At 37.4% G+C, this 20,663-nt stretch carries 26 protein-coding genes and 1 pseudogene; 6 read left to right on the forward strand and 21 right to left on the reverse strand.

Annotated features, from left to right (window positions below; translation table 11 throughout):
- Positions 1–86: 86 nt before the first annotated feature.
- Complete coding sequence (locus ABE28_RS19690; RefSeq protein WP_064465563.1) at positions 87–296, forward strand: hypothetical protein; 210 nt, start codon at positions 87–89, stop codon at positions 294–296.
- Between the two features lie 121 nt (positions 297–417).
- Here the strand turns inward: ABE28_RS19690 and ABE28_RS19695 are convergent, their stop codons facing one another.
- From ABE28_RS19695 to ABE28_RS19705, 3 genes are all read right to left on the reverse strand, one after another.
- Positions 418–687: a DUF4190 domain-containing protein gene (locus ABE28_RS19695; protein WP_064465564.1), complete on the reverse strand. Its 270-nt coding sequence runs from the start codon at positions 685–687 to the stop codon at positions 418–420.
- A gap of 67 nt (positions 688–754) precedes the next feature.
- Entirely contained in the window at positions 755–1,252 is a 498-nt protein-coding gene (locus ABE28_RS19700) for an LURP-one-related/scramblase family protein (protein ID WP_064465565.1), read from the reverse strand.
- A gap of 184 nt (positions 1,253–1,436) precedes the next feature.
- Positions 1,437–2,465: a serine hydrolase domain-containing protein gene (locus ABE28_RS19705; RefSeq protein WP_064465566.1), complete on the reverse strand. Its 1,029-nt coding sequence runs from the start codon at positions 2,463–2,465 to the stop codon at positions 1,437–1,439.
- A gap of 292 nt (positions 2,466–2,757) precedes the next feature.
- Here ABE28_RS19705 and ABE28_RS19710 point away from each other — a divergent pair, with 292 nt between their 5' ends.
- Together ABE28_RS19710 and gerQ are read left to right on the forward strand one after the other, a co-directional pair.
- Positions 2,758–3,234 (forward strand): cell wall hydrolase, encoded by a 477-nt coding sequence (locus tag ABE28_RS19710; RefSeq protein ID WP_064465567.1) that lies wholly within the window; start codon positions 2,758–2,760, stop codon positions 3,232–3,234.
- 22 nt (positions 3,235–3,256) lie between these two features.
- Complete coding sequence (gerQ, locus tag ABE28_RS19715; protein ID WP_064465568.1) at positions 3,257–3,724, forward strand: spore coat protein GerQ; 468 nt, start codon at positions 3,257–3,259, stop codon at positions 3,722–3,724.
- A gap of 164 nt (positions 3,725–3,888) precedes the next feature.
- Here gerQ and qoxD read toward each other — a convergent pair whose 3' ends face one another.
- Genes qoxD through qoxA form a run of 4 tightly spaced genes read right to left on the reverse strand, consistent with a single transcriptional unit; the run spans position 3,889 to position 7,676 of the window.
- Positions 3,889–4,176, reverse strand: a complete 288-nt coding sequence (gene qoxD, locus ABE28_RS19720) for a cytochrome aa3 quinol oxidase subunit IV (protein ID WP_064465569.1) — start codon at positions 4,174–4,176, stop codon at positions 3,889–3,891.
- 3 nt (positions 4,177–4,179) lie between these two features.
- Positions 4,180–4,776, reverse strand: coding sequence for a cytochrome aa3 quinol oxidase subunit III (gene qoxC / locus ABE28_RS19725; RefSeq protein ID WP_064465570.1), 597 nt, complete (start codon positions 4,774–4,776; stop codon positions 4,180–4,182).
- On the reverse strand, positions 4,773–6,722 hold the full coding sequence (gene qoxB / locus ABE28_RS19730; RefSeq protein ID WP_064465571.1) for a cytochrome aa3 quinol oxidase subunit I: 1,950 nt from the start codon (positions 6,720–6,722) through the stop codon (positions 4,773–4,775). The genes qoxC and qoxB overlap by 4 nt, the downstream gene beginning before the upstream one ends.
- 51 nt (positions 6,723–6,773) lie before the next feature.
- Positions 6,774–7,676 (reverse strand): cytochrome aa3 quinol oxidase subunit II, encoded by a 903-nt coding sequence (gene qoxA, locus ABE28_RS19735; protein ID WP_064465572.1) that lies wholly within the window; start codon positions 7,674–7,676, stop codon positions 6,774–6,776.
- Positions 7,677–8,035: 359 nt separating this feature from the next.
- Between qoxA and ABE28_RS25865 the strand changes: the two genes are divergently transcribed.
- Complete coding sequence (locus ABE28_RS25865; RefSeq protein WP_257390639.1) at positions 8,036–8,158, forward strand: hypothetical protein; 123 nt, start codon at positions 8,036–8,038, stop codon at positions 8,156–8,158.
- A 463-nt stretch (positions 8,159–8,621) separates the two neighbouring features.
- Here the strand turns inward: ABE28_RS25865 and ABE28_RS19745 are convergent, their stop codons facing one another.
- From ABE28_RS19745 to ABE28_RS19800, 10 genes are all read right to left on the reverse strand, one after another.
- The gene (locus ABE28_RS19745; protein WP_064465574.1) at positions 8,622–8,801 is read right to left on the reverse strand and encodes a hypothetical protein; all 180 of its coding nucleotides are present in this window, start codon (positions 8,799–8,801) and stop codon (positions 8,622–8,624) included.
- A gap of 368 nt (positions 8,802–9,169) precedes the next feature.
- On the reverse strand, positions 9,170–9,409 hold the full coding sequence (locus tag ABE28_RS19750; protein WP_064465575.1) for a hypothetical protein: 240 nt from the start codon (positions 9,407–9,409) through the stop codon (positions 9,170–9,172).
- 936 nt (positions 9,410–10,345) lie between these two features.
- Positions 10,346–10,720: a hypothetical protein gene (locus tag ABE28_RS19755; protein ID WP_064465576.1), complete on the reverse strand. Its 375-nt coding sequence runs from the start codon at positions 10,718–10,720 to the stop codon at positions 10,346–10,348.
- A gap of 543 nt (positions 10,721–11,263) precedes the next feature.
- Positions 11,264–12,283, reverse strand: coding sequence for a serine hydrolase domain-containing protein (locus ABE28_RS19765; protein WP_064465578.1), 1,020 nt, complete (start codon positions 12,281–12,283; stop codon positions 11,264–11,266).
- A 601-nt stretch (positions 12,284–12,884) separates the two neighbouring features.
- Positions 12,885–13,058: a hypothetical protein gene (locus ABE28_RS25500; RefSeq protein ID WP_167353415.1), complete on the reverse strand. Its 174-nt coding sequence runs from the start codon at positions 13,056–13,058 to the stop codon at positions 12,885–12,887.
- A gap of 189 nt (positions 13,059–13,247) precedes the next feature.
- A complete protein-coding gene (locus ABE28_RS19775) occupies positions 13,248–13,736 on the reverse strand; it encodes a GNAT family N-acetyltransferase (RefSeq protein ID WP_064465580.1) in 489 nt (162 codons plus the stop codon).
- A 571-nt stretch (positions 13,737–14,307) separates the two neighbouring features.
- A complete protein-coding gene (locus ABE28_RS19785) occupies positions 14,308–14,688 on the reverse strand; it encodes a hypothetical protein (protein ID WP_064464599.1) in 381 nt (126 codons plus the stop codon).
- A gap of 24 nt (positions 14,689–14,712) precedes the next feature.
- Positions 14,713–15,186, reverse strand: coding sequence for a helix-turn-helix transcriptional regulator (locus ABE28_RS19790; protein ID WP_064464597.1), 474 nt, complete (start codon positions 15,184–15,186; stop codon positions 14,713–14,715).
- 200 nt (positions 15,187–15,386) lie between these two features.
- Positions 15,387–15,785, reverse strand: a complete 399-nt coding sequence (locus tag ABE28_RS19795) for a YybH family protein (protein WP_064464595.1) — start codon at positions 15,783–15,785, stop codon at positions 15,387–15,389.
- A gap of 36 nt (positions 15,786–15,821) precedes the next feature.
- Positions 15,822–16,055, reverse strand: a complete 234-nt coding sequence (locus ABE28_RS19800; RefSeq protein WP_064464593.1) for a hypothetical protein — start codon at positions 16,053–16,055, stop codon at positions 15,822–15,824.
- A 1,028-nt stretch (positions 16,056–17,083) separates the two neighbouring features.
- Between ABE28_RS19800 and ABE28_RS19805 the strand changes: the two genes are divergently transcribed.
- Positions 17,084–18,007: a beta-carotene 15,15'-monooxygenase gene (locus ABE28_RS19805; RefSeq protein ID WP_306807304.1), complete on the forward strand. Its 924-nt coding sequence runs from the start codon at positions 17,084–17,086 to the stop codon at positions 18,005–18,007.
- A gap of 239 nt (positions 18,008–18,246) precedes the next feature.
- Here the strand turns inward: ABE28_RS19805 and ABE28_RS25265 are convergent, their stop codons facing one another.
- The 3 genes from ABE28_RS25265 to ABE28_RS19815 form a co-directional block, all read right to left on the reverse strand.
- Positions 18,247–18,387, reverse strand: a complete 141-nt coding sequence (locus ABE28_RS25265) for a hypothetical protein (RefSeq protein WP_156775848.1) — start codon at positions 18,385–18,387, stop codon at positions 18,247–18,249.
- Between the two features lie 78 nt (positions 18,388–18,465).
- Positions 18,466–18,813 (reverse strand): VOC family protein, encoded by a 348-nt coding sequence (locus tag ABE28_RS19810; RefSeq protein ID WP_064464591.1) that lies wholly within the window; start codon positions 18,811–18,813, stop codon positions 18,466–18,468.
- 85 nt (positions 18,814–18,898) lie between these two features.
- Positions 18,899–19,156 (reverse strand): hypothetical protein, encoded by a 258-nt coding sequence (locus ABE28_RS19815; RefSeq protein WP_064464589.1) that lies wholly within the window; start codon positions 19,154–19,156, stop codon positions 18,899–18,901.
- Positions 19,157–19,535: 379 nt separating this feature from the next.
- Here ABE28_RS19815 and ABE28_RS19820 point away from each other — a divergent pair.
- Positions 19,536–20,243: pseudogene (locus tag ABE28_RS19820) on the forward strand (AraC family transcriptional regulator); the annotation flags it as partial.
- Positions 20,244–20,351: 108 nt separating this feature from the next.
- Here ABE28_RS19820 and ABE28_RS19825 read toward each other — a convergent pair.
- On the reverse strand, positions 20,352–20,636 hold the full coding sequence (locus ABE28_RS19825) for a hypothetical protein (protein ID WP_064464585.1): 285 nt from the start codon (positions 20,634–20,636) through the stop codon (positions 20,352–20,354).
- Positions 20,637–20,663 lie beyond the last annotated feature (27 nt).

Raw genomic sequence — 20,663 nt, forward strand, 5'->3', positions numbered from 1 at the left:
ATTATTTTACTGAACTAACGCACACCTTAATTTCAGCTGTTAGAAGTTATATGATTATTTTGATTTTTCCAGGAGGTTAAGCTGCTATGAAAGTTTATAAAATCATCCTTGTAGCTTTTTCAGTTGGTCTTTTATACTTTATGTTTGTTTCGATTTACGAATATACAAGAAAAGGTACAGATTTGTTTACGCAAGGCACTTTATTGGGGTCAATTGGTGTCTTTCTTGGTGCAATACCCCTTTTATACTACTATGAGTATCAAAAAAAGAAAGATAAAAATAAGTTTGATAGTTAATTTATATTCAAGGATTCATTGAATATCTTCAATCACATGTATGGAATCTCACTTTCAAAATGCCGATTGGCGGCATTCTTAGGTCATGACTGAGGTTGTTTATCTAATGAGTGAGATTATATTACACACTAGGATCAGTAATGACAAACATACTGATTGACAAAACCATAATAAGAATGAGAAGGAATTGAAAACATATCCCTACAATGCTGCAGACCCTGCCTGATATAGCCAAACCTCTGCCTTTTTCATTTGTTTGATCAATTTCTTTAATACTTTTAGATGATATTATAAGTCCAATGATACCAAGAATTAAGCCAATATAAGGTATGATTATTGATAATACTCCTAATGTTAATGATACGATGGCTTTATTATTTGTTTTTTCCACTCTACATGCCCATTTATTTACAGCTTTAAAACAACCTTATTTTATAAGGTATTTGACAATTACCTTCTCAATTCGACGCTGCTGATGAAGCAGCTGCTTGATCAGCCTTCACACAATCAATCGCAACGACGAGTGCAATAATTATGGTTTCCATCTCTTCATCCATCACTTGAACCTTGTAGCTATCGCCCCATGTGAACCACTCCTTGACGACTTTACCTACGATTTTACCGTGCTGTAAAACTTGAAAATCCATATCCCACCAGTTTCCATGTACTTCTATGCCTGCCGCATCAATTGAATATCGTGCTTTTAAGAAGGAAAATTCCTTCTTTATTGTTAGCACCTCTCGACCATTCACCTCAACGAAAAACTTTGGTAAAAAGCTGAATACCTTTTTCGTAATGAGGGCTACTTCATCTCTTGCTGCATTCCTAATGGAGAAAGTCTTTGGAACTTGCATAAAGCTTCCCTCCACATAATATATATCCTTCTCCTGCTGATCCTTCACAGTGAATTTACCGCTAAGACTGAATACCTTCTGCTTTATATAAAGCTGCCTCATCCTTATGCCTCCCAACCTTAAGTCGTTTACATTACTTACGTTTGAAACGGCCATAAGTTCCAATCCTTTGATTTTTTTCCAAATGATAGCTCCATGAGAAGAAGCTGCCTTAAAGACAGCTCCAATCCTCATTTACTGGTTATTTTTGTCTTGCCATCGTTCTGAATATCAGATCTTCTGGGAGTTATACGTTACTGACTTTTTTCAATTCTGCTTCGATTCCACTCATCATCTCGTAAGCTCCCTCCGACTTGTTTGAGCAGACCACAACTTTTGCAGATGTTTCAGGATAATAAGCAGAATGGAAGCTGACTCCTGGGTCGTAACCCATTACATGATATTTAAGTACACCATTATCTTTTTTCTTTATCCATGTACCATAACCATAGAAGTCACTTTCATCGACTTGAATATGAGCCTTTATCATTTTGTTGGTGTACGCTTCACTTAAAAGTTGAAAATTAAAAAGCGCATCCCACAGCTTAGCCATGTCTACCACTGTTACGAAAGCCCCGCCATCGGCTCCACCTTTTACAGGTAACGAATAAATATTTGTCCTCCAAGTACCATCAGGTCGATCTATATATCCGAATGCTGTATTTCGAGGTAGGGAGTCAAATGTAAAATATCCAGAGTCCATCATATTGGCTTTATTAAAAATATATTGTTGAACATAGTCAGAGAAATCAAGTTTCGATGCCTGTTCAACAATAAGACCCAACAAAATATAACCAGCATTGTTATAGTGAAAGGATTGTCCCGCTTCGCTTTTCATACGCTCATCTTGAAATAATGGAAGGAAATCTTTTAACTTCTTTATTTGATACATAGGATTTTCCATCCAAAGTTCTTCGAAGTCTTCCATGACTTCTTCATCAAAATAATCAGGTATTCCTGAAGTATGTGTCAGTAAATGGTGGACCGTTACCTCTTTGTCAAAATACTGAAAATCAATATCAAGACAATCACTTAATCTTGAATCAAAAGAAAATTTCCCCTCTTCCACGAGCTGACAAATGGCAATCGCAGTAAAGAGTTTGCATCCGGATGCAATACCAAAGCGAGTTGTTGAATTATTTTTTCGTTGTTCAGAACGGTCGGCGTAACCAAAGTTCAAATCCAACACCATTTCCCCATCTTTAACAAGTACTGTACCAGAAAAATCATGCTTACTATGAATTGTGGAAATCAGATCAGTTAAGTTACTATACATACCTATCCCCCAAAAATTCTTATATTTATTTTCCAATTGAATATAACAGCGTGTTTCAAACCTCGCATCTTACTTTTGCATATAATACCATTATATATAATTACTGGATTGTCAGCAATCACCGTTCATCTTCCATTATATATCCAATTTAGCTATTGTTAATGAAAATTGAACAACAGAGTTTTACAGCTTCTGAATGACCGGAAGTACTTGTTTTTTATTGTAGGCAAGTTACCAAAATCAGCTTTGGGCAATAAGTTACCTGTATAAGCTGAAAAGAGGGGGCAGGTGAATGGGTAGACGAATAAAACATAATGCACGTGACGTGGAGGAGTTGGCGAGGCTCATGAAGGCGGAAGCGAACGGTGAAGGAGTCCAGGGCATGAACATGGTGGGAACGGTTGTGGCCAATCGGGTCGAGGCCGACTGTTCTCCTGACTTCAAAGGTTTGCGCAATATCAAGGATGCGATATATCAAACCATACCTGGTACTGAGACTCCTCACTTCGAGCCCGTCTTAAATGGATCATTGTATACACAACGTCCCAATGAAGCTGATCTTCAGAGGGCTAGGGATGTGTTACATGGTTATAGGGATCCGCGAGCCAGAAATAGTTTGTGGTTTTTCAATCCCAGTCCAGGAAAGAAATACCGAGCTCCTTGTACCGCCACGATGCCTAGATCGCCCATGACGCAGTTCGATTTTGCACACAAGAATCATTGCTTCTATGTCGGTGTACCCGGCTACTGCAATGAGTTTTATAGATAAAATAAAAAGGAGCTATCTTCTCATGACTTGTGTAGACTCTAATCATTATCCAATGAATGAATATCCTGGTTTCAATCCAGCTTCCATGATGGGGGGCATGGTCGGACAACAACAATACGGCGGCTTCCGGGCTATGATGCCTTCCGGACCCTCTTATGCCGCGCCAGTCGTCCCAATCGGGACTGGGCAGCAGCTTCCGGCTGGCACGATGGAAGAATCATTTATGGAAAATATCCTACGCTTCAACAAAGGTAAGATCGGTACATTCTACTTCACTTACCAAGGGAGCAACAAATGGAATTCGATGGTTTACCACGGACGCGTAGAGACGGCTGGCCGTGACCATATCATCATCAGCGACCCGTCCACCGGTAAACGCTTCTTACTGCTGATGGCAAATCTCGACTGGGTCGAATTCGATGAAAAAATCAACTATCCCCAGCCGCTTATCAGTCCTGATGTCCAGGCGTCCTTGACGACAACTGATTGAGTTTGCAGGACGCCAACAACTTTTTCACCTGCCATGAAACACGAACAAAAAAAGGTAATTCAGCTGAATTACCTTTTTTGCGTGAAAGAAATACCTTCACATTACACGCGGTAAATGAAGTAAGGCACCCTCGTTCATCCGCCTTCCGTTTCTCAAGCTTCCCATCAATAAGTCCAACCCCAGATCATGCATAGGATGGTACCGACGACAGTGATCAGGGCAAGGAATATGGCGCAATATAATGTCAAGAAAATGGATTTGCTATCATCCGTTTCACGGGCATGCATGAATACAACTAGTTGGACCGCTGCTTGGATGAATGCTGTTAATATGAAAATCGTCATTCCCATTGCTTTTGACATATTGAAGAAGTACACCAAAAGGGCTATAAACGTCAAAATCAATGAAAAAACAAAACCCCATACTTGTTTAGCTGGGAATAATTCCTTCATAACTTATGTCATTCCTTTCATGTAGATAAACGTGAAGATGAATATCCAAACAATGTCCAAGAAATGCCAGTAAAGAGAGAAAATGAAGGATTTATTAGCCGTTTCAGGTGTCAAACCGCGTTTTTTCACTTGCAGGACAATAAATGTTCCCCAGAAAAGTCCTAATGTAACATGGGCTCCATGTGTCCCTAAGGTTGTAAACAGCACCGATGTAAATGCACTTGTTTGCAGCGTAGCTCCTTCGTGGTAATAGGTGATGAACTCCGTAATTTCAAATCCTAAGAATCCTAACCCAAGAAGGAGTGTGATTACGAAGAAAGTCAGCATGGCTTTCTTGTTGCCCAGCCGCATGGCATGGATGCCAAGCCCGATGACGAAACTGCTTGTCAAGAGCAGGAAGGTTTCAGCAAGCACTGGCGTGATCTCGAATATCCTTGCTCCAGCCGGCCCGTTACCCGTACGATCAACCAATGTAAAATAGGATGCAAAAAGTGTTGCAAAAAGCATGATTTCGGCACCAAGGAAAATCCAGAAGCCTAAGATATTCAGCCGATTTTGCTCCGTACTATATTCAAGAGGCTGCGAGTGATCGATTTTCATTTATTGACACCCCCGTATTTTGCTTCCGTCTCTTTAATTTCTTCTACAGAAATGTAATGACCATGATCTATTTCGAATGAACGAAGGGCCATGCAAGTAAAGATACCGATTAACCCTATGATCGCAAGAAACCAGATGCTGAATATTAATGCAAACCCAAAGACAAAGAAAATACAGGACATGATGAACGGTGAGCCGCTGTTATTGGGCATATGGATTTTTTCATAGTCACCCTTGAATAATTCAACACCTTTATATTTGGCATCCCAAAACGCTTCCCTTGAGTTCACTTGCGGAATGATCGCAAAGTTATATTCCGGGACGGGATTATGAGTGGCCCATTCAAGCGAACGTGCATCCCACGGATCTTGCCCAACATCCTTTGGCGCATGGCGAATGCTATAGTAAACCGTATAAACGATTAAAAAGAAGCTGATGGCCATAAGTACGGTACCGATAAACGTAACCATATTCCATGGTCCGAAACCGGTCGATTCAGAGTATGTGTAGATACGGCGTGCTTGACCATCCAACCCCGTAATATACATCGGGAAGAATGCCAAGCAAAAACCGATGGTCAAAAACCAGAACGCCCATTTCCCAAGCCTCTCATTCAGCATGAAACCAAACATTTTCGGCCAGTAGTAAGTGGCGGCACCAAGCACGGCGAATACTACTCCCGGAATGATGACATTGTGGAAGTGAGCCACTAAAAACATGGTATTATGATATTGATAATCCGCGGCCGACATCGCCAGCATGACCCCGGTAACGCCACCGATCGTGAAAAGCGGAATGAAGCCGATCGAATAAAGCATCGGTACGGTAAATCTGATTCTGCCTCTCCACATCGTGAGCAGCCAGTTGAAAATCTTGATCCCGGTCGGGATGGCAATCACCATCGTCGTGATCGAGAAAATGCTATTGACATATGCAGCTTGCCCCATTGTAAAGAAATGGTGCGTCCAGACGAAAAACGAATAGATCGAGATGAACACCATCGAAGCCACCATTGATCGATAGCCATAAAGGTTACGACGTGAAAAGGTTGGGATGATCTCACTGAATAGACCAAATGCCGGCAAGATCAAGATGTATACTTCAGGATGTCCCCAAACCCAGAACAAGTTAGCCCAAAGCATATCCATTCCACCGTCGGTAATCGTGAAAAACTTGGTGGCGAATAGTCGATCCATCGTCCCCATGATCAGCGCAACTGTTAATACAGGGAATGCGAAGATGATGATGACGCTTGTGACTAAAGAAGACCACGTAAACATCGGCAATCTCATAAATGTCATGCCGGGTGCCCTCATTTTAAGGATGGTCGTCAAAAAGTTGATCCCCGTCATTAGCGTCCCAATTCCGGCAATTTGAATGGCAATCATATAATAATTCGTTCCAACGTGCGGACTGAACTCATTGCCGGCAAGCGGGAAATAAGAGGACCATCCCGCATCGGGTGAACCGCCGATTACAAAGGAGATGTTGAATAGCATCGCCCCCATGAAAAATAACCAGAAGCTTATTGCATTCAGACGCGGGAATGCTACATCCCGGGCTCCAATTTGTAATGGCACGACGAAATTCATCAAGGCCATGATGTATGGCATCGCCATAAAGAGAATCATCACGACCCCGTGTGTAGAAAAAATTTCATTATAGTGCTGTGAATCCAATAGTTTGTTATCCGGTACGGCAAGCTGTGCACGCATCATCACTGCATCAACACCGCCACGGAATAGCATCAGCAAAGCAGCGATTAAATACATGATGCCTATCCTTTTATGATCGACCGTCGTCAGCCAGCCACTCCATAAATAAAACCATTTTTTAAAGTGGGTTAAACCAAAAACGATCAAGAGAATCGTAACGCCAATGGCTACCATTGATGTGTAGATGACGGGACTCGGATTAGGTATTAGAAATCTAGTGAAGAACCCCATACTTTTTGTGTCTCCTTTCTGAAAATATTTTTCTAGAGATGCATCAGGAAATCATTCATGATCATGTTCCATATGATCGCCTTTTGAATTCGCATCCGAATTACTGGAGCCATGATGATGTCCAGCATTTTCACCCTCCGGAGCTGGTGAGAAGCCCAAGTGAGTTCCAGTGAAGGTTAATTGCCCTACATGACCCGGCTTCAATAATTCATTGAATTTTTCTGCAGTAATGGGCTTCGCTGTCGCCTTCACTTCCTTCACCCAATCATCAAACTTAACTTGGGACATCGCCTCGACAGGGAACATATTTTCAGCGAATCCCTTCCCGCTGAAGTTAGCATTCCGTCCCATCATTTCCCCTGCTTCGTCCGCCGCTAAGTGTAAGGTGGTCACCATGTTGGACATGGCATATTTTTGACCGCCCAGCTGCGGAACCCAGAAACTCGTGATAGGCCCGAATGAGTAGAGTTTGAATTCAAGTGGCCGATTTGTCGGTATATACAAGTAGTTCACGGTTTCGATATCGTTTTCTGGATAACTGAAATGCCATTTCCAGTCAGATGTCGAAGCATAAATAACCAGTGGATCTTGACCTTTGTACTCTTCCGGAGTGGCTTCCACTTTATTGTTGGAAATGACGGAAACGATGGAGAAGAAAATGACGATTAATATCGGCACCCCAACAATGATCGATTCAACGACATGGTTCCCTTCAATGTACGGTGGTTCATAGTCTTTGGGCAGCTTAGAATCACGGTATTTCGCCAACACATAAACTAAAAATGCACAAACAATAATAACGATAACCGCCATGATCGCAATAGATAACCAAATTACATTGGCTTGCGTTTGGGCCTGAGGTCCTTTAGGATCTAACACCGCTAACCGTTCACAGCCTGAAAGCACATTAACTATGGCAGAAAGAATAGCCAATAAAACCCATTTTATTTTCATATATGTATCCTTTCTTTTAAGATTTCATTTCTAAGTTATCCACAAAAAATGAAGTTATCCTAAATAATGTTTATCAATAAAGGGAATTATTACCAATTGATTACCTGCTTTAAAAGGTCATTTGAATATGTTTTTTTACGAGTGTTCAAAGTAAGGGGACGGAAACATGCTGGCAACTTCTCCTTAATAGTGACTGACTGCACATCGCTGAACAACTCCATCAATCATTGAAACATAACGCAAATGAATCCATAAAAAAAACTGCCTTAAAGACAGCTCCGAGCTTTAGCTAACGCATCCGACAGTTCGTTAAGACCTATCGCAGAATCGATGCAACCTGTGCAATACAGAGGGTGATAATGATGATCAAAGTGAATTATTCAGTTCCGAAGTCAAAACAATTCGAAGTGCATGATGACGATTGTAACGAGGAAAATCCAAGTGGGATGGCCAGGGATTGGGTATGCAATCACCTTTGGTAAGGAAGCTGGAGAAGATAATATAAAGAAGCTACTGCCTAATCAACCTTCAGCATTTATATTGATTGTTTTATTAATCGTTACACTAACATTTCTTCTTGAGAAAACAATTAAAAAAATAGCGGAAAGCATGCCGATAAAGTACCATTCTTTTTTATTCATGTATAAAATCTCCATTCTAATCAAAGTTAGGTTTCATTTACATTATACAAATATTACTAATGATTTAGAAGGTTGGTTTTATAGAATAAAACAACTTTAAGGTTAAAATAGTAGCGAGGTTTTGGTATGAAACCAATGGAGGAAATAAAGCTTAGTACACAGATTGCCGTTGGAAGTTCTTCAGGATATACGGACGCATTAGAGATTGGCTAGCTTCTTGAAGGAAAGAGGATTATCCTATATAGAACGGCAATTAAGGTTTGGGCGGCGTTTTGCAAAACGTGAAATACGGGAGTCGAATAAACTATTCAATAAAATTAAAAACCAAATTAAAAATAACTGCATATAAACCAAGTGCTCCATATATAGTCAAAACCCAAACAAGGCCAGTTCCTGGAGTTTTAATAAACCTATATAAAAGAAAACCTTCAATCCCAACTAATAAAACAATTGTGAGTGTGAGAACATGATTTTGATTAAACAAGCAAGAACACTCCTTTCTCAAGAAGTTTTATTATGACAATTTCAAGAGGAAATTATCCAAAGTACGAATAAATGATCCAAATAAAAAATAACCATTCTTTTGCTAGAATAGTTACAACCTAAAAGATTAAAGAATGAAAAGGTTAAGCGAAAAGAAGGACATAACTGGGTGGATTGCGAGGACCTTCAAAAGTGACAACTTGAATAACCGTTGTAAACTACCTTGATCAATATCAAATCATCTCACTTGTTTAAGATAAGCAACTGTACTCATAGGGACCAACATCATGGTGATATGAATTCATTCGAGGTTTTTACCATACAGTACGTATATGAGCCTGTGTTAATGCAAATTAAAAAAAGATACCCCTAAGCAGGAATACCTTTAGAAATAATACTTGTAATTGCTTTTTCAGCTTCAGCAATATCACTATGAAAATCTACTATATCGCTATCTGGATAAGTTAATTCGAATATATGTTGAGAATCTATATTTAGACATTTCACTTGCAAAATGCGAATTCCATCAACTGAAAATGTATGGGTAATATCCACTTCATCAAAATAACACAATTCTGAGAGTAAGTTTTTCACATGTTCATTTTTCATTACAGTCTCCTCTCCATTAATGGGAAGTGACTAAAAACAGTCTGGTAAGACCTAAGTATCCTTTTTTAAAAGCACAAATACCAATATTTGAAGATAAATAAAAATTCTAAGCTATTCGATCATAAATTCTGGATAAATGATTAATTAACTGAATTAAATCATCTGAATTTAAATCTTTTTCATTAAGATTTAGAAAATAATTGTCTATAGCTTTCTTTATGAACACATTCTTTTTGTTTATCAAATATCTCCTTCCAACAAAGGAGGATAGAATTAACACCAATGTTTGATAAGTGTAACTCTAACAGTTATATGCATGATTGTATATGGTAAGTACTTTCACTATGAAGAATTTGGTAAAGTAAATGATTTAGCGGACAGTCCTAAGAAAGGGAATTAGCTGAGTTTAAAAGAATCGGGAATGAATGCGGATGTAAAATAAAGCATAATTATTAATGGAAGCAGCGAAAACGCCTTTAACCAAGATGACAGGATATCTTAAATCATATGATGGACCTAACACAGTGAATATGGAAACATCTTGGCATGGGCTATTTTGTCTTATGTTTGAGTCTTGCTTTGCCTTAAAAAATATATACCACGAACTAAATTAAAAAGGGAATAAACACCAAAAAGGATTGGGAAAGTTTTAGAATTTGGAGGAATCCAAAGATAAACTAAAGCCAAAATAAGAAAAAAGAGCGTGAAGATAAAACATTGTGTATACTTGGGAAGCTTTTTCAAAAGTAAATCACCTCTTTCTCATTTTACCAATAAAGGAAATATTAGTTAACCTGAAACTTCAGTGCTTCTAAACTCTTTACTCATAATGATCACTTATTAATTTATTACGTCACAGTCCGAACGAACAGCGTAGTGGACACAAACAGAGCATTAAAAAAAGTTACCTTTCAGCAACTTAGGAGTAAAAACTTGTTATTTATATTTAGTAAGCCAGTCAATTAATTGATCATAATTACTGGAGAACATTGCATTGTCTTTTGTATTAGACTGTTTAAGATGAATGAGAATATCCCCTTTTTCTAATAAAAAGGCGACTGCAATGGTGTTCTCTAAGATATGATTAGAGAAAAATTTGTCTTTCCACAATTTTTGTACCGAAAAGTGTTCTGGAGTATACCCTTTACGATTAACTAACAACTTATACTTTTTTCCTTGTCTAATAAATGAATTGCACGTTTCCTCAAAAGAATTAAACCAGATGTTTACATCAGCAAGGGTTATGAAACCTGTCAAATTAGTAATAATAATATCTTCAGAAATGGATGTACTTATATTTTTACCATTCAATTGAACAACATCTCCTCACCATCATTATAAACCAAATAATGGAAATAATTGCAAGGTTTATTGTTCCTAGTCGAATTCGATGCTAGCTTGTCCCTTTAGTTTCATAAGAAAAAGAACTGCCGAAAATCATGTTGGCTGTTTTCGTATTGATGCTCCAAAGGGGAATGAACCCACCATTAAACACAAGCAATGAAGAATACAAGAAGGATTATCGCATCTATTACCGAGATTAAAAACGTTGTGACTAGCAAGGTATGACGCAATGGTGACTTTATTTTGAAGGCTTCATTACAAAAATAAATTCCTAACACCAATACAATCAGAGAGCCTATTTGTCCAAACCTTGTATCCCACTTATCTGTCATAAAAACCAACGTAAACAAAACAAGCATATGTATCATTACAAGAAGTATACAGATTGTATTGAATAGTTTAGCGTTTTTTATAATCTCCATATATCACCTATAAAATAAATTGTATCTTGCCCCGACAAATCCAAAATAGGCTGCCTTGAATAGCTCCGAACTTCAGCTAACTCACCCGTCAGTTCTTTAAGCAGGTCATTATAGTATTACCAAATCCTCTGACATCAGCTAAATAATCAAATCCATCAGTAGAACCAAAACTATTGAATGAACGCACTGCAACGAGATTATGCTGAGGTATGACCAGGAGCGTAACCCCTGTATAGCCTAATATTTGATAGGAGCCTTTCGGTACAAGTTCACCGATTTCTGTTTTTCTTGCGGGCAAGTCCTTTACGAACCATAAATAGCCGTTTTGCGGTAGTTCAGTATCCATTAAACGGGGACTTTGAACGGATGTCGCCATATCCATGATTTCATTTGCAACAATTTGTTCCCCATTTATATAGCCCTTCCTAAGATGAAAGTAACCCCATTCAGCCAATTCCCTTGATGATACATACATATTCATATTGTCGCCGTCGACACCTTTACTTGCATTCCAAATTGGATCATCAGCCTTGCGTATTACATCAGCAAGTTTTTCATTTATTTCTCCGTACCATCCTGTCTCCGTAAAATTTAGTGGTTTAAATACGTTGTCAGTTAATATCTCAGCTACAGATTTACCAGTTGCATTTTTAACTATTTGCGTCAGAATATCGATTCCAATACCTCGATAAGCCCAATCCTCACCAGACGGAAACTCTCGATATAGCTCTCCATTAATACTCGTTAAACCATGCGTATGTGTCAGTAAGTGTCTAATTGTCGTACCATTTAATATTGGCATACGATTCGATGGAAGATATTTTACTATTAAATCGTCTATTGATTCTAGGTATCCTTTATTAACCGCATAGGCAACTGCAAAACCTATGTAACTTTTTCTAACCGATGCCACATGAAATTGTGTATCTTCTTGGACAAGCCTCGAAATGGGATCCTTGGAATGTTTACCCCAATATTCCTCTGTAACAATAGTATCGTTATGAATGATAAATACAGATGCACCTGAACAGTCAACTAATTCAGATGTTTTCCTAACATTCGATACAACTGAATTAAACTGTGTATTTATCTTTTTATTAATTATCATTTACCCACTACTTTCCTTTATTCTATCCCTATTCCTTTTCGATACGATTCTTATTAAAATACCCTGTCCAGAAAATGCTGCGTTAAAGACAGCTCTGATTTTTAGCAAACGTACCTGTTAGTAGAAGAGTGGATAAAAGACTATTAAAATAACCCCTAATATAATTAGACCAAAAATAATGATTAATCCACTTGTATCTAGTAAGACACCTACTATGACCCATAATATGTAGAGCGTTTTATATTTTGTACTTTCATCCTTATTATGTTTGTAGGCTTCTTTAATCAGCCACCCTAAAAGGCTGCATCCAACAACGATTAATGTAATACCAATAGCCATTATTTTCATAAACGTGGATTTGTTACTCCTTTTAACGAAATTTATATGCCTAGTTTGCTCCTTATTGTTGAACTGACCTTGCCCGAAAGTTTCCTAAGAAAATGCTGCGTTAAAGACAGCTCCGCTTTTCAACTGACGCACCTGTTAGTTGAAGTACATCAAATCGCAAACTCTTACTGAGTTGACACATACTGTATCATGAATTATTTCTATATAATCATAAAAAACTGCTCCCCAAAGAGCAGGAGCAGAAAAAAAGATGTTATTTCACAACTTTAAGAGGAACAAGCACTTTATTAAAAAAAGACGTTTCGAGCTTAGCTAACCAACCGTTTCCGTTTTCTCCATTAGCTACTTGAGCAGCGTGTTTTTTGTGAAATTCCGCTACCCGTTCATTATGCTCTTTATGCAATTTGTGCATGGAATGATGCTTCATTCTTGTCGCCTCCTTTCCGTTTGTTTCATTATATTTCTGGAACAGTTGAATAGAAAGAGCTTTTTATTCTATTGAACCAGCAGGTATAATTGAATTTTAAGCGATAATTATTTCATTAAACAGTAACACCTGCTAGTTTTAAGACAGCTCCGATCTACAGCTATCGCATCCGTTAGTTTAATAATCTGTTTAAATTTTAAAGGATTGAACCAAACATTCTTCATCATCGATAATTTTCTTTTTTTCTTCAAAATCTATATTTAGCTCACTAAAAATCTTTCTCCAAAATATCACAGCAGGAATGTTTTTAGCTAATTGAACAACAAAGTAACTACCCTTTTTTTGTTTAAACAATTCCTTTAATAATGAAATTGCAGCACCTTTTCTTCTATATTTTTTCAAAATAAAAATATCATTAATACTGTAATCATAATCCTCTTTTAAAAACGGCCTCTCTAAGAGTAATAAAAACCCTACAATTGTCATATCCTTTTTTAAAAAATATGGTGTTACCCCTTCCTTCTTCCAAATTAATTCAAATGAATCAAACTCAAATGAACCATCTGGTGATATGACTAAACCCTCGGTAAACTCTGAAAGGTCATGTAAATAAAGTGAATATAAATTCTGAAGAATGTGCTTTTCATCTTTGGAAATGGGGTTTAATGAAACAGTCATTGTTATACCTCTTTTACAATTAATTAAATCTCTTACTTTATTAATTTCGATATTAATTTTCACTTGTCCTTCATGAACTGACCTGCCCCGATAGTTCCATAAGAAACAGCTGCCTTAAAGACAGCCCAGCTCTTGAACTACCGGAACAAGTTTAGGACTTTTTAAAACTAATCACCTAGAGCAAAAATGTATTTTTTTCGCTGTAACGCTTCCAAGCAAATACTTTTCAATTCTTTAGCAAAACGCCGAACTTCTTGGTCTTTGTGCCCCTTTGTGTATTTATTAATTAGGCAATCACATATCCCCATTAATTCACTAATCTCGTCCCTATACAATATGGTTTCACCATATATATCAAGGTTTAGAAGTAACCCAAACGAAAGAGTAGAATCCTTTTCCTTGATTAAAAGGTAGGAGTGTATTCCCTCATCAAACTCTACATAGGTTTCTTCTTTATGCGCTTCTTTATAGGTGGTAGCTAAAACGAAGTGGATTCCACACATTACTTCACCTTTTTCAAATATATTTAGCAGTGTGAACCTTCTATGAACTACTATTCGTGTAATTTCAGTCATGGTTTCAATGGAAGTGATGGTTCTTCATCTTTATATCGAGAATAAGCCGTTCCTGCGCTTTCCATTTCTGAGCATTGGTCATCATCACAAGAAAAGAGATGGGTCTGCTTATCAGTACGGACACTTACTCCTAAGTAGTAGGGAAATGCTCCACCTTTATTTTTATCCAGGTTTGTATCAATAGCAATGATATTCTCTTTTTCTGCTATCTTTTGATAATCTTCACCCTCAACCGTTTTTTGAACCATTTCACTTAAGATGATCTGTTCACTTTCAGAGGGTTCATACGCACGTTCAAAAATAAACCATCTACCAAATAAAAACAAATTAAACGCTATACTGGTTATCAATACTGTAATTAAAAGCTTATTCTTCACATTCCTCCCTCCCTTTCTCTACGTCTATCGTCTATCGTCTATCGCCTCTAGCTCCTGTAATTCAATTAAACGACTTACACTTTCTTCTTTATTAAAAGAACTATGCCAGCGATAATCATATTGATCCAATATACGGTAATGGTTACTAATCAGATTTTGTTGCAAACGAAAATCGCCTCGATAATCGATCTCTTTCCACCATATCTTACCACCCATTGTTTTTTCTTTAGGGATCCCGCCATTTTTGCTAGCAATTAGCTGAACAAAATCAACTGGATTGTCACCGATTGATGATATCAGCAAATGGCTATGATTAAACAACGCACAAAAAGCAACAACAGTGGTCCAATTGGCTTCTGTTCTTCTTTTTTCAATTTGGACTAGTGTTTTTTTTGAAATTCCTAGGATTTCAGACATCTTATCTTGAGAAAAATTTTGTTCAGTTCGGACAAGTTTCATTTTTTCTGATATTAAATTGATGAATTCTTCTTTTTCCATTTATACTCGCCACTCCTTTTAGTGTAATTTTACACTAAAAGGATATTTTTTCAATATAAAATGGACAAAGAACAAATGTAAGAGGCAAGAATTACCCTAGCTCGAAAATTGAATGAAACGAGAGGTTGTTTTATTGCAAAAGAAAAAGCTGCCTTAAGACAGCTCTGATTTTTAGCTTATGCACCTGTTAGCTAAAGAAGCTAAATATCTTTGTTACTGATTAACTCCGTACCATATGAGTTATCAATGGCACAAAGCCATTCACCTTGTGGGTTTTTCTTAAACACATAGGTTGACCTTCTATCCATTGAGTAGTCCGAATCAGTTTTATCGGAATTGATTAGCGTTTGCGAAAGAACCAACGCCGTATCTCCAGCTTCTAAAATAATCATTTCCCCCTGTGTTGGCATAAGGCTGTTATTGAAGTATTTTGCAATAGCAATAAACGCTTTTTTAATTTCCTCTTTACCCCGGGCAATCATCCCAGGCTTTACGACCAAGACTGCATCATCCGTATAGTAATTCATCAACGTATCAAAATCTTCCTTCTTTATTGCTTCGTCACACATCTTGATAAACTCTTTTAATTCATGCTCCATATTCTATCCCTCCGTAACTCGATTAGCTGTATATCGCTACCTTCCAGAGTTCCCATCAGCAGACTTTCGTTTATGTGTTTCATTAATTATCTTTTTATTGAATATCTTAACTTCTCCCACCATCAGTAACCTCAGATCGTCTACAATATAATGGGCTAACTCTTCGTCAGAGATATCATCTCCCTCAATATCAAGACGGAATTCCTGCCCTTGAAGCCCACCGCCATTAGTGAACTTTATTTCAAAGTCAAATTGAACTCTTTTATCCATTCGAACCCTCCTTAAATATGTACGGCTACTGCAACGCTAATGAGTTTGCCTTGTTTATACACCTTTTAAATATATTCTAGAAGAGAAAACAATTACCTCCTTAGCTGAACAGCCCCTTTAGCTCCGTAAGAAAAAAGGCTGCCGCCGCAACCCTTTAATGAGGAATGGTCAATTAAAACTGAATGTTTAATGACTGATATGATTACTCTACCCTGCCTTAAAGAAAGTACATCCATTTACTTTTAATATACTTACATACAAAGGCAGCGAATCGGCGGCCATTTAGACGCTAACGCACCTCTGTTTATTAAATTACGAGAAGTTATGTGACAGAGCTTAAATCAATTAACAACAATAATAATATTCACTAACAACTTGTTATATTTAATATTTTTACTTCTATCTTCACTTACACATAAACCACAGCTGCTATTAGAGGTAACGCGATAAAACTCTTTATGTGACCACTGCCTAAAATACTCCATTTATAAAACACTTGTAAGAAGCCTAGAGTGAGAACCATGAGGGATAGAATGTTCATACTAATTTCCAATGGCATTTTCTTTGAATGTGACATACCTTGTCTTCACTCCTTATCTTTGTAAATGTTCAATCTTCTTTCGGAATAGAAGCAAACACGTTCCTGAGTAGTTATTGATATTTTAACTATATCAATTATAGGAACTTTGGTTTTTGAAGCCCACTTCAAAAGTTATGATAGATCTTCCTTGTAGGTATCATTTTCCTTATCATACAAAACAGGCTCATTGTACTCTTCAGCATTTACATTCTCCATAGAGTTCTCCTTATTGATAATTTTTCACATTAAGTAACTATTGAATCGGCGCTGTTCCAAAACAAGTAACCCCATTTTTGCATTTCCAGCTAAAAGAATATCTGTTGCACCAAAATAACCAATAAGTTACTATAATGTTACTTAAAGTAAATCGTCAATAAAAAGTCCGTTCATACATAAGCATAAGGGCTCGCTCACTTTCCAATAATTTATTAAATGAAGGAGATAACAAATGGTTCTGATTGAAAAGGGAAAAACTGTTTGGATATTAATGTTAGGATTGATCCTATGTTGTAACTTCACTTTATACAACACAAATGTGGGAAATGGTATATTACCAGCAGATACCAATGGAGTCGTTTTAGGCTCACTATTAGATTTAGTGATTCTGCTGCCTATACTTTTTATGCTTTATCAGCGGAAATTCACGATAAAGATGGCGATACTTCTTGCAGCAACGGGGTGTATTTTCGCGAGATTCCTGATACCTGATGATCTATTGGAACCTTTCGCTGCAGTCACTTGGGCAGGAATTGCGATTGAAGCAGCTTTGATCATATTTGAGGTTTTACTGATTGTTATGTTTGCACGTTATGTACCCAAAATCATCAGGACCGTTTCTTCTAGTGAATTGCCTGTCATGTTTTCTTTTCCACAAGCTGTTAACTTGTATGTAAAGAAAAATCCAATTATTCATCTGATTTGCTTAGAAGCTTTCACGTTTTATTACGCATTTCTCAGTTGGAAAAAGACCCCACCTCCTGGCATGACTCTTTATAAAAATTCTAGTTACATAGCTTTTCAACTGATGATGATTCATGCGATTGTTATTGAAACGTTAGGGATTCACTTGTGGCTTCACGGGAAATCGACGATCCTCTCACTAATTTTGTTAGTTCTTAATATTTACTCTGTCGTTTATTTCCTAGCGAATATACAAGCAATCCGATTAAATCCCATATATATGAATGAGCGGACGTTATTTATTTCTGTAGGCTTGGTAAAACGTGCCGAAGTTCAGTTCGATAACATTGAATCCATTATTGAAGACCCTCAAATCTTAAAGAAAAAAATACCGAAAGACACCATTGATTTTATCGTTAGAGATTTTGCTAAGGTTGATCCAGATATGATTTTACACTTAAAAAACCAATAAACGTTACTCTGTCCTTGGGAATTCAAAAGGAATATTCTAAAATCGCTATTCGAACAGATTCCCCCTCTGAATTTAAACATGCCATTTTAGAGGGTATAAATGATCGGCTTTGTAAAAGGTAAAGGTTACTTAAAATATAGACCATAACACCCATGTTGAAGTTAAACGTTACAGGACAGAAAAAAGCACCAATCAGGTGCTTTTTTCTTAATCATTTTCCTTTCGAAGGTTCACTGTGACTATAATTCACTAACTCCACCTTCATAGGGCTCTCCCGCCTTCATTCCATCCGCCATGTACAAAGCTAAGATAATGGAAGTAACCGCTGTCGTGACATATGTGGCTGTTATCTTCCTCTTGATCAAACTTTCAACATCCATTTAATTCGTCCCCTTCATAGGAAAAAGCTGCCTCAAAGGCAGCTCCTCCCTTGGCTAACATATTCGTTAGCATCTTGGTCATTTCTCCCAAAGCTCGATTAGCCGACCTTCAGGATCCTCAATCCAAACAAACTTTCCGTATTCACCAACCTCTTTTTTCTTTGCAAGAGGTACACCGATATGTTCAAGATGCTTAATCGTATCGTCCAGATCATGTACTTCGAAATTCAGCATCACTTGTTGTTCTGTTGGAAAATAACTGTCATCCTCGGTAAAGAAAGAAAAGATCGTCTCATTTGGTGATTCGGATTTTAGTACAGTCCCATTCCAGTTATCGATTTCAATCTTCAACACCTCGCTGTACCATTTTTTCACAGCCTCAAGATTTTTAGTTCTCCAAAATATTCCTCCAAAGCCTTTAATCATCGGATTTTAACTCCTGTCTGTTTTTATTTTTCAATTATTGTTAAAACTGTCGGAATAGGTGCTTTACAGCTCACCTATTACACATCTACTCTACAAAGATGACTACAAGTCCCATATAAGATGCTATACTTAAAAACACCATCATTACAAAATCGGGTTCTTTTATTTCTTTAAAATAATCTCGTATCAAATAAATTAAAGCTAGTCCATAAAGTATGGGAACACTTTTTGCTGCCCTGCCAAAAATATCAGTTAAAAAAATGCTTTCCATTGAAGCCAATACTAGTCCGCTTAAAAGAAACAAAGATAAAAAACATAAGAAAACTCGAATACTTTCAAGCACCTCCTACCTCAACATCCTATCCCGATAGTTCCATTAGAATAACTATCTTCCGTATCCCTTTCGTTCCTCTGATTGATTTTCTCCCAATACCTTCTTAATAAGCTAAATATAACTCGATCTTCATAATGATCATATAAACTAATTTTACCATTAATATACTTTTTTAGGAATAAAACAAGCTGAGACTATCCAAGTAGAGCTTGCCTGCTCTTTTTTATTTATATAACCTTGATAACCACAAGAAATATCAAACGAAAGAATGAATATCTTTTATACTTTTAGTAAGGGATGAGCTAAATGAGATGGTGTATACGCATTCTGGACTGGGGATGGCTAAAATGGCCTGTTCAATCATCATAAAGACGAGGAGTGTTGCGGCATGAATAGATCAAAAGATTTTCAGGTCGATCAGTTAAAACATGCGAAGAGTGAGCTGTTTGATCAAGACGTACTTCACATATTGAATGGTCAGGCCATGTATGAAGATTTCGAGGAAAATAAGGTATTGGGAGATTCTGACTATGTTCCATTTAATGAAGCGATGTGTGTTAACGCGGCCACTATACAGGTTTTTGATCCAGCGTTCATCAAAACACGAGCATCGGGGCATCGTGACTCTGTGGAAGATTATATCAATAAGGTTATCGAGCCATTAAACGACCTTTTTAATAAACAGTACTCCTCTATCGTTTTATGGTTTGGTGAAGACATGTTTTGTCAAATGAACCTCCTTACCCTCCTTGCTTACCTTGAACAGTCGGGATATCAAGGCACAGTGTTCTTAAACAGCTTCAGGGAGGATGAATGTAAAGTATGTCAAACTGAACTGACTCTAGCGGACTATCACTCTGTATATAAAGAGGTATTGGTACATCATGAACCACCAACAAAAAAACTCCTGCCGATCATGCACCAGGCAATCGACCTTTATTTAGATATGCTCAAAGAAAGTAACGCTGTAGTGACGTATATTTCCAAAAACAAGCATTTAACAACATCTCAATTAGTCAGTCGGTTATTCGAGCTGTTCCCCACAATCGGATATGGTGATTCACAATATATCGAACTTATTAATAAAACGAGATGAATGGAGCTTCCATACACCTTCATTTGGAAATCGCTTCATTCCATGCACACTTAGCAATGGCTGGCGAAAAAGGTCCTTGACGCCAGTCCCCACGGTGTAAAATATGAATCACCAGAAAAAGAAAGTTCCGAACCACATGCATCCTATACCAACAGCCAATAATACCTGCCTCCCGTTTTCCTTATTATAAAACCTTTCAATTCCATCCACTATGGAAATTATGCCGAATAGAAGAGTTACATGTTTAACCTTTATATTAAAATCATTCATTATACCTAATATAAAAATCAAGCCTATCGCTATCATTAAAAAAGACGTAATCACGGTAAAGGGTTTAGTGCTTTCCCTCTTTTCGAAGAATAATTCCATTACTTCCTTCAACTTGTCCGACATGTAAATGCCCCCCATAATCATTCAGCC

The organism is Peribacillus muralis (assembly GCF_001645685.2).
GTDB lineage: Bacteria > Bacillota > Bacilli > Bacillales > DSM-1321 > Peribacillus > Peribacillus muralis_A.

Coding starts and splice junctions, on each gene's coding strand:
- ABE28_RS19690 (WP_064465563.1), top strand. CDS start 87: ATGAAAGTTTATAAAATCATCCTTGTAGCTTTTTCAGTTGGTCTTTTA.
- ABE28_RS19700 (WP_064465565.1), bottom strand. CDS start 1,252: ATGAGGCAGCTTTATATAAAGCAGAAGGTATTCAGTCTTAGCGGTAAA.
- ABE28_RS19705 (WP_064465566.1), bottom strand. CDS start 2,465: ATGTATAGTAACTTAACTGATCTGATTTCCACAATTCATAGTAAGCAT.
- ABE28_RS19710 (WP_064465567.1), top strand. CDS start 2,758: ATGGGTAGACGAATAAAACATAATGCACGTGACGTGGAGGAGTTGGCG.
- gerQ (WP_064465568.1), top strand. CDS start 3,257: ATGACTTGTGTAGACTCTAATCATTATCCAATGAATGAATATCCTGGT.
- qoxD (WP_064465569.1), bottom strand. CDS start 4,176: ATGAAGGAATTATTCCCAGCTAAACAAGTATGGGGTTTTGTTTTTTCA.
- qoxC (WP_064465570.1), bottom strand. CDS start 4,776: ATGAAAATCGATCACTCGCAGCCTCTTGAATATAGTACGGAGCAAAAT.
- qoxB (WP_064465571.1), bottom strand. CDS start 6,722: ATGGGGTTCTTCACTAGATTTCTAATACCTAATCCGAGTCCCGTCATC.
- qoxA (WP_064465572.1), bottom strand. CDS start 7,676: ATGAAAATAAAATGGGTTTTATTGGCTATTCTTTCTGCCATAGTTAAT.
- ABE28_RS25865 (WP_257390639.1), top strand. CDS start 8,036: ATGATGATCAAAGTGAATTATTCAGTTCCGAAGTCAAAACAATTCGAA.
- ABE28_RS19750 (WP_064465575.1), bottom strand. CDS start 9,409: ATGAAAAATGAACATGTGAAAAACTTACTCTCAGAATTGTGTTATTTT.
- ABE28_RS19765 (WP_064465578.1), bottom strand. CDS start 12,283: ATGATAATTAATAAAAAGATAAATACACAGTTTAATTCAGTTGTATCG.
- ABE28_RS25500 (WP_167353415.1), bottom strand. CDS start 13,058: ATGAAGCATCATTCCATGCACAAATTGCATAAAGAGCATAATGAACGG.
- ABE28_RS19775 (WP_064465580.1), bottom strand. CDS start 13,736: ATGACTGTTTCATTAAACCCCATTTCCAAAGATGAAAAGCACATTCTT.
- ABE28_RS19790 (WP_064464597.1), bottom strand. CDS start 15,186: ATGGAAAAAGAAGAATTCATCAATTTAATATCAGAAAAAATGAAACTT.
- ABE28_RS19795 (WP_064464595.1), bottom strand. CDS start 15,785: ATGGAGCATGAATTAAAAGAGTTTATCAAGATGTGTGACGAAGCAATA.
- ABE28_RS19800 (WP_064464593.1), bottom strand. CDS start 16,055: ATGGATAAAAGAGTTCAATTTGACTTTGAAATAAAGTTCACTAATGGC.
- ABE28_RS19805 (WP_306807304.1), top strand. CDS start 17,084: ATGGTTCTGATTGAAAAGGGAAAAACTGTTTGGATATTAATGTTAGGA.
- ABE28_RS25265 (WP_156775848.1), bottom strand. CDS start 18,387: ATGGATGTTGAAAGTTTGATCAAGAGGAAGATAACAGCCACATATGTC.
- ABE28_RS19810 (WP_064464591.1), bottom strand. CDS start 18,813: ATGATTAAAGGCTTTGGAGGAATATTTTGGAGAACTAAAAATCTTGAG.
- ABE28_RS19825 (WP_064464585.1), bottom strand. CDS start 20,636: ATGTCGGACAAGTTGAAGGAAGTAATGGAATTATTCTTCGAAAAGAGG.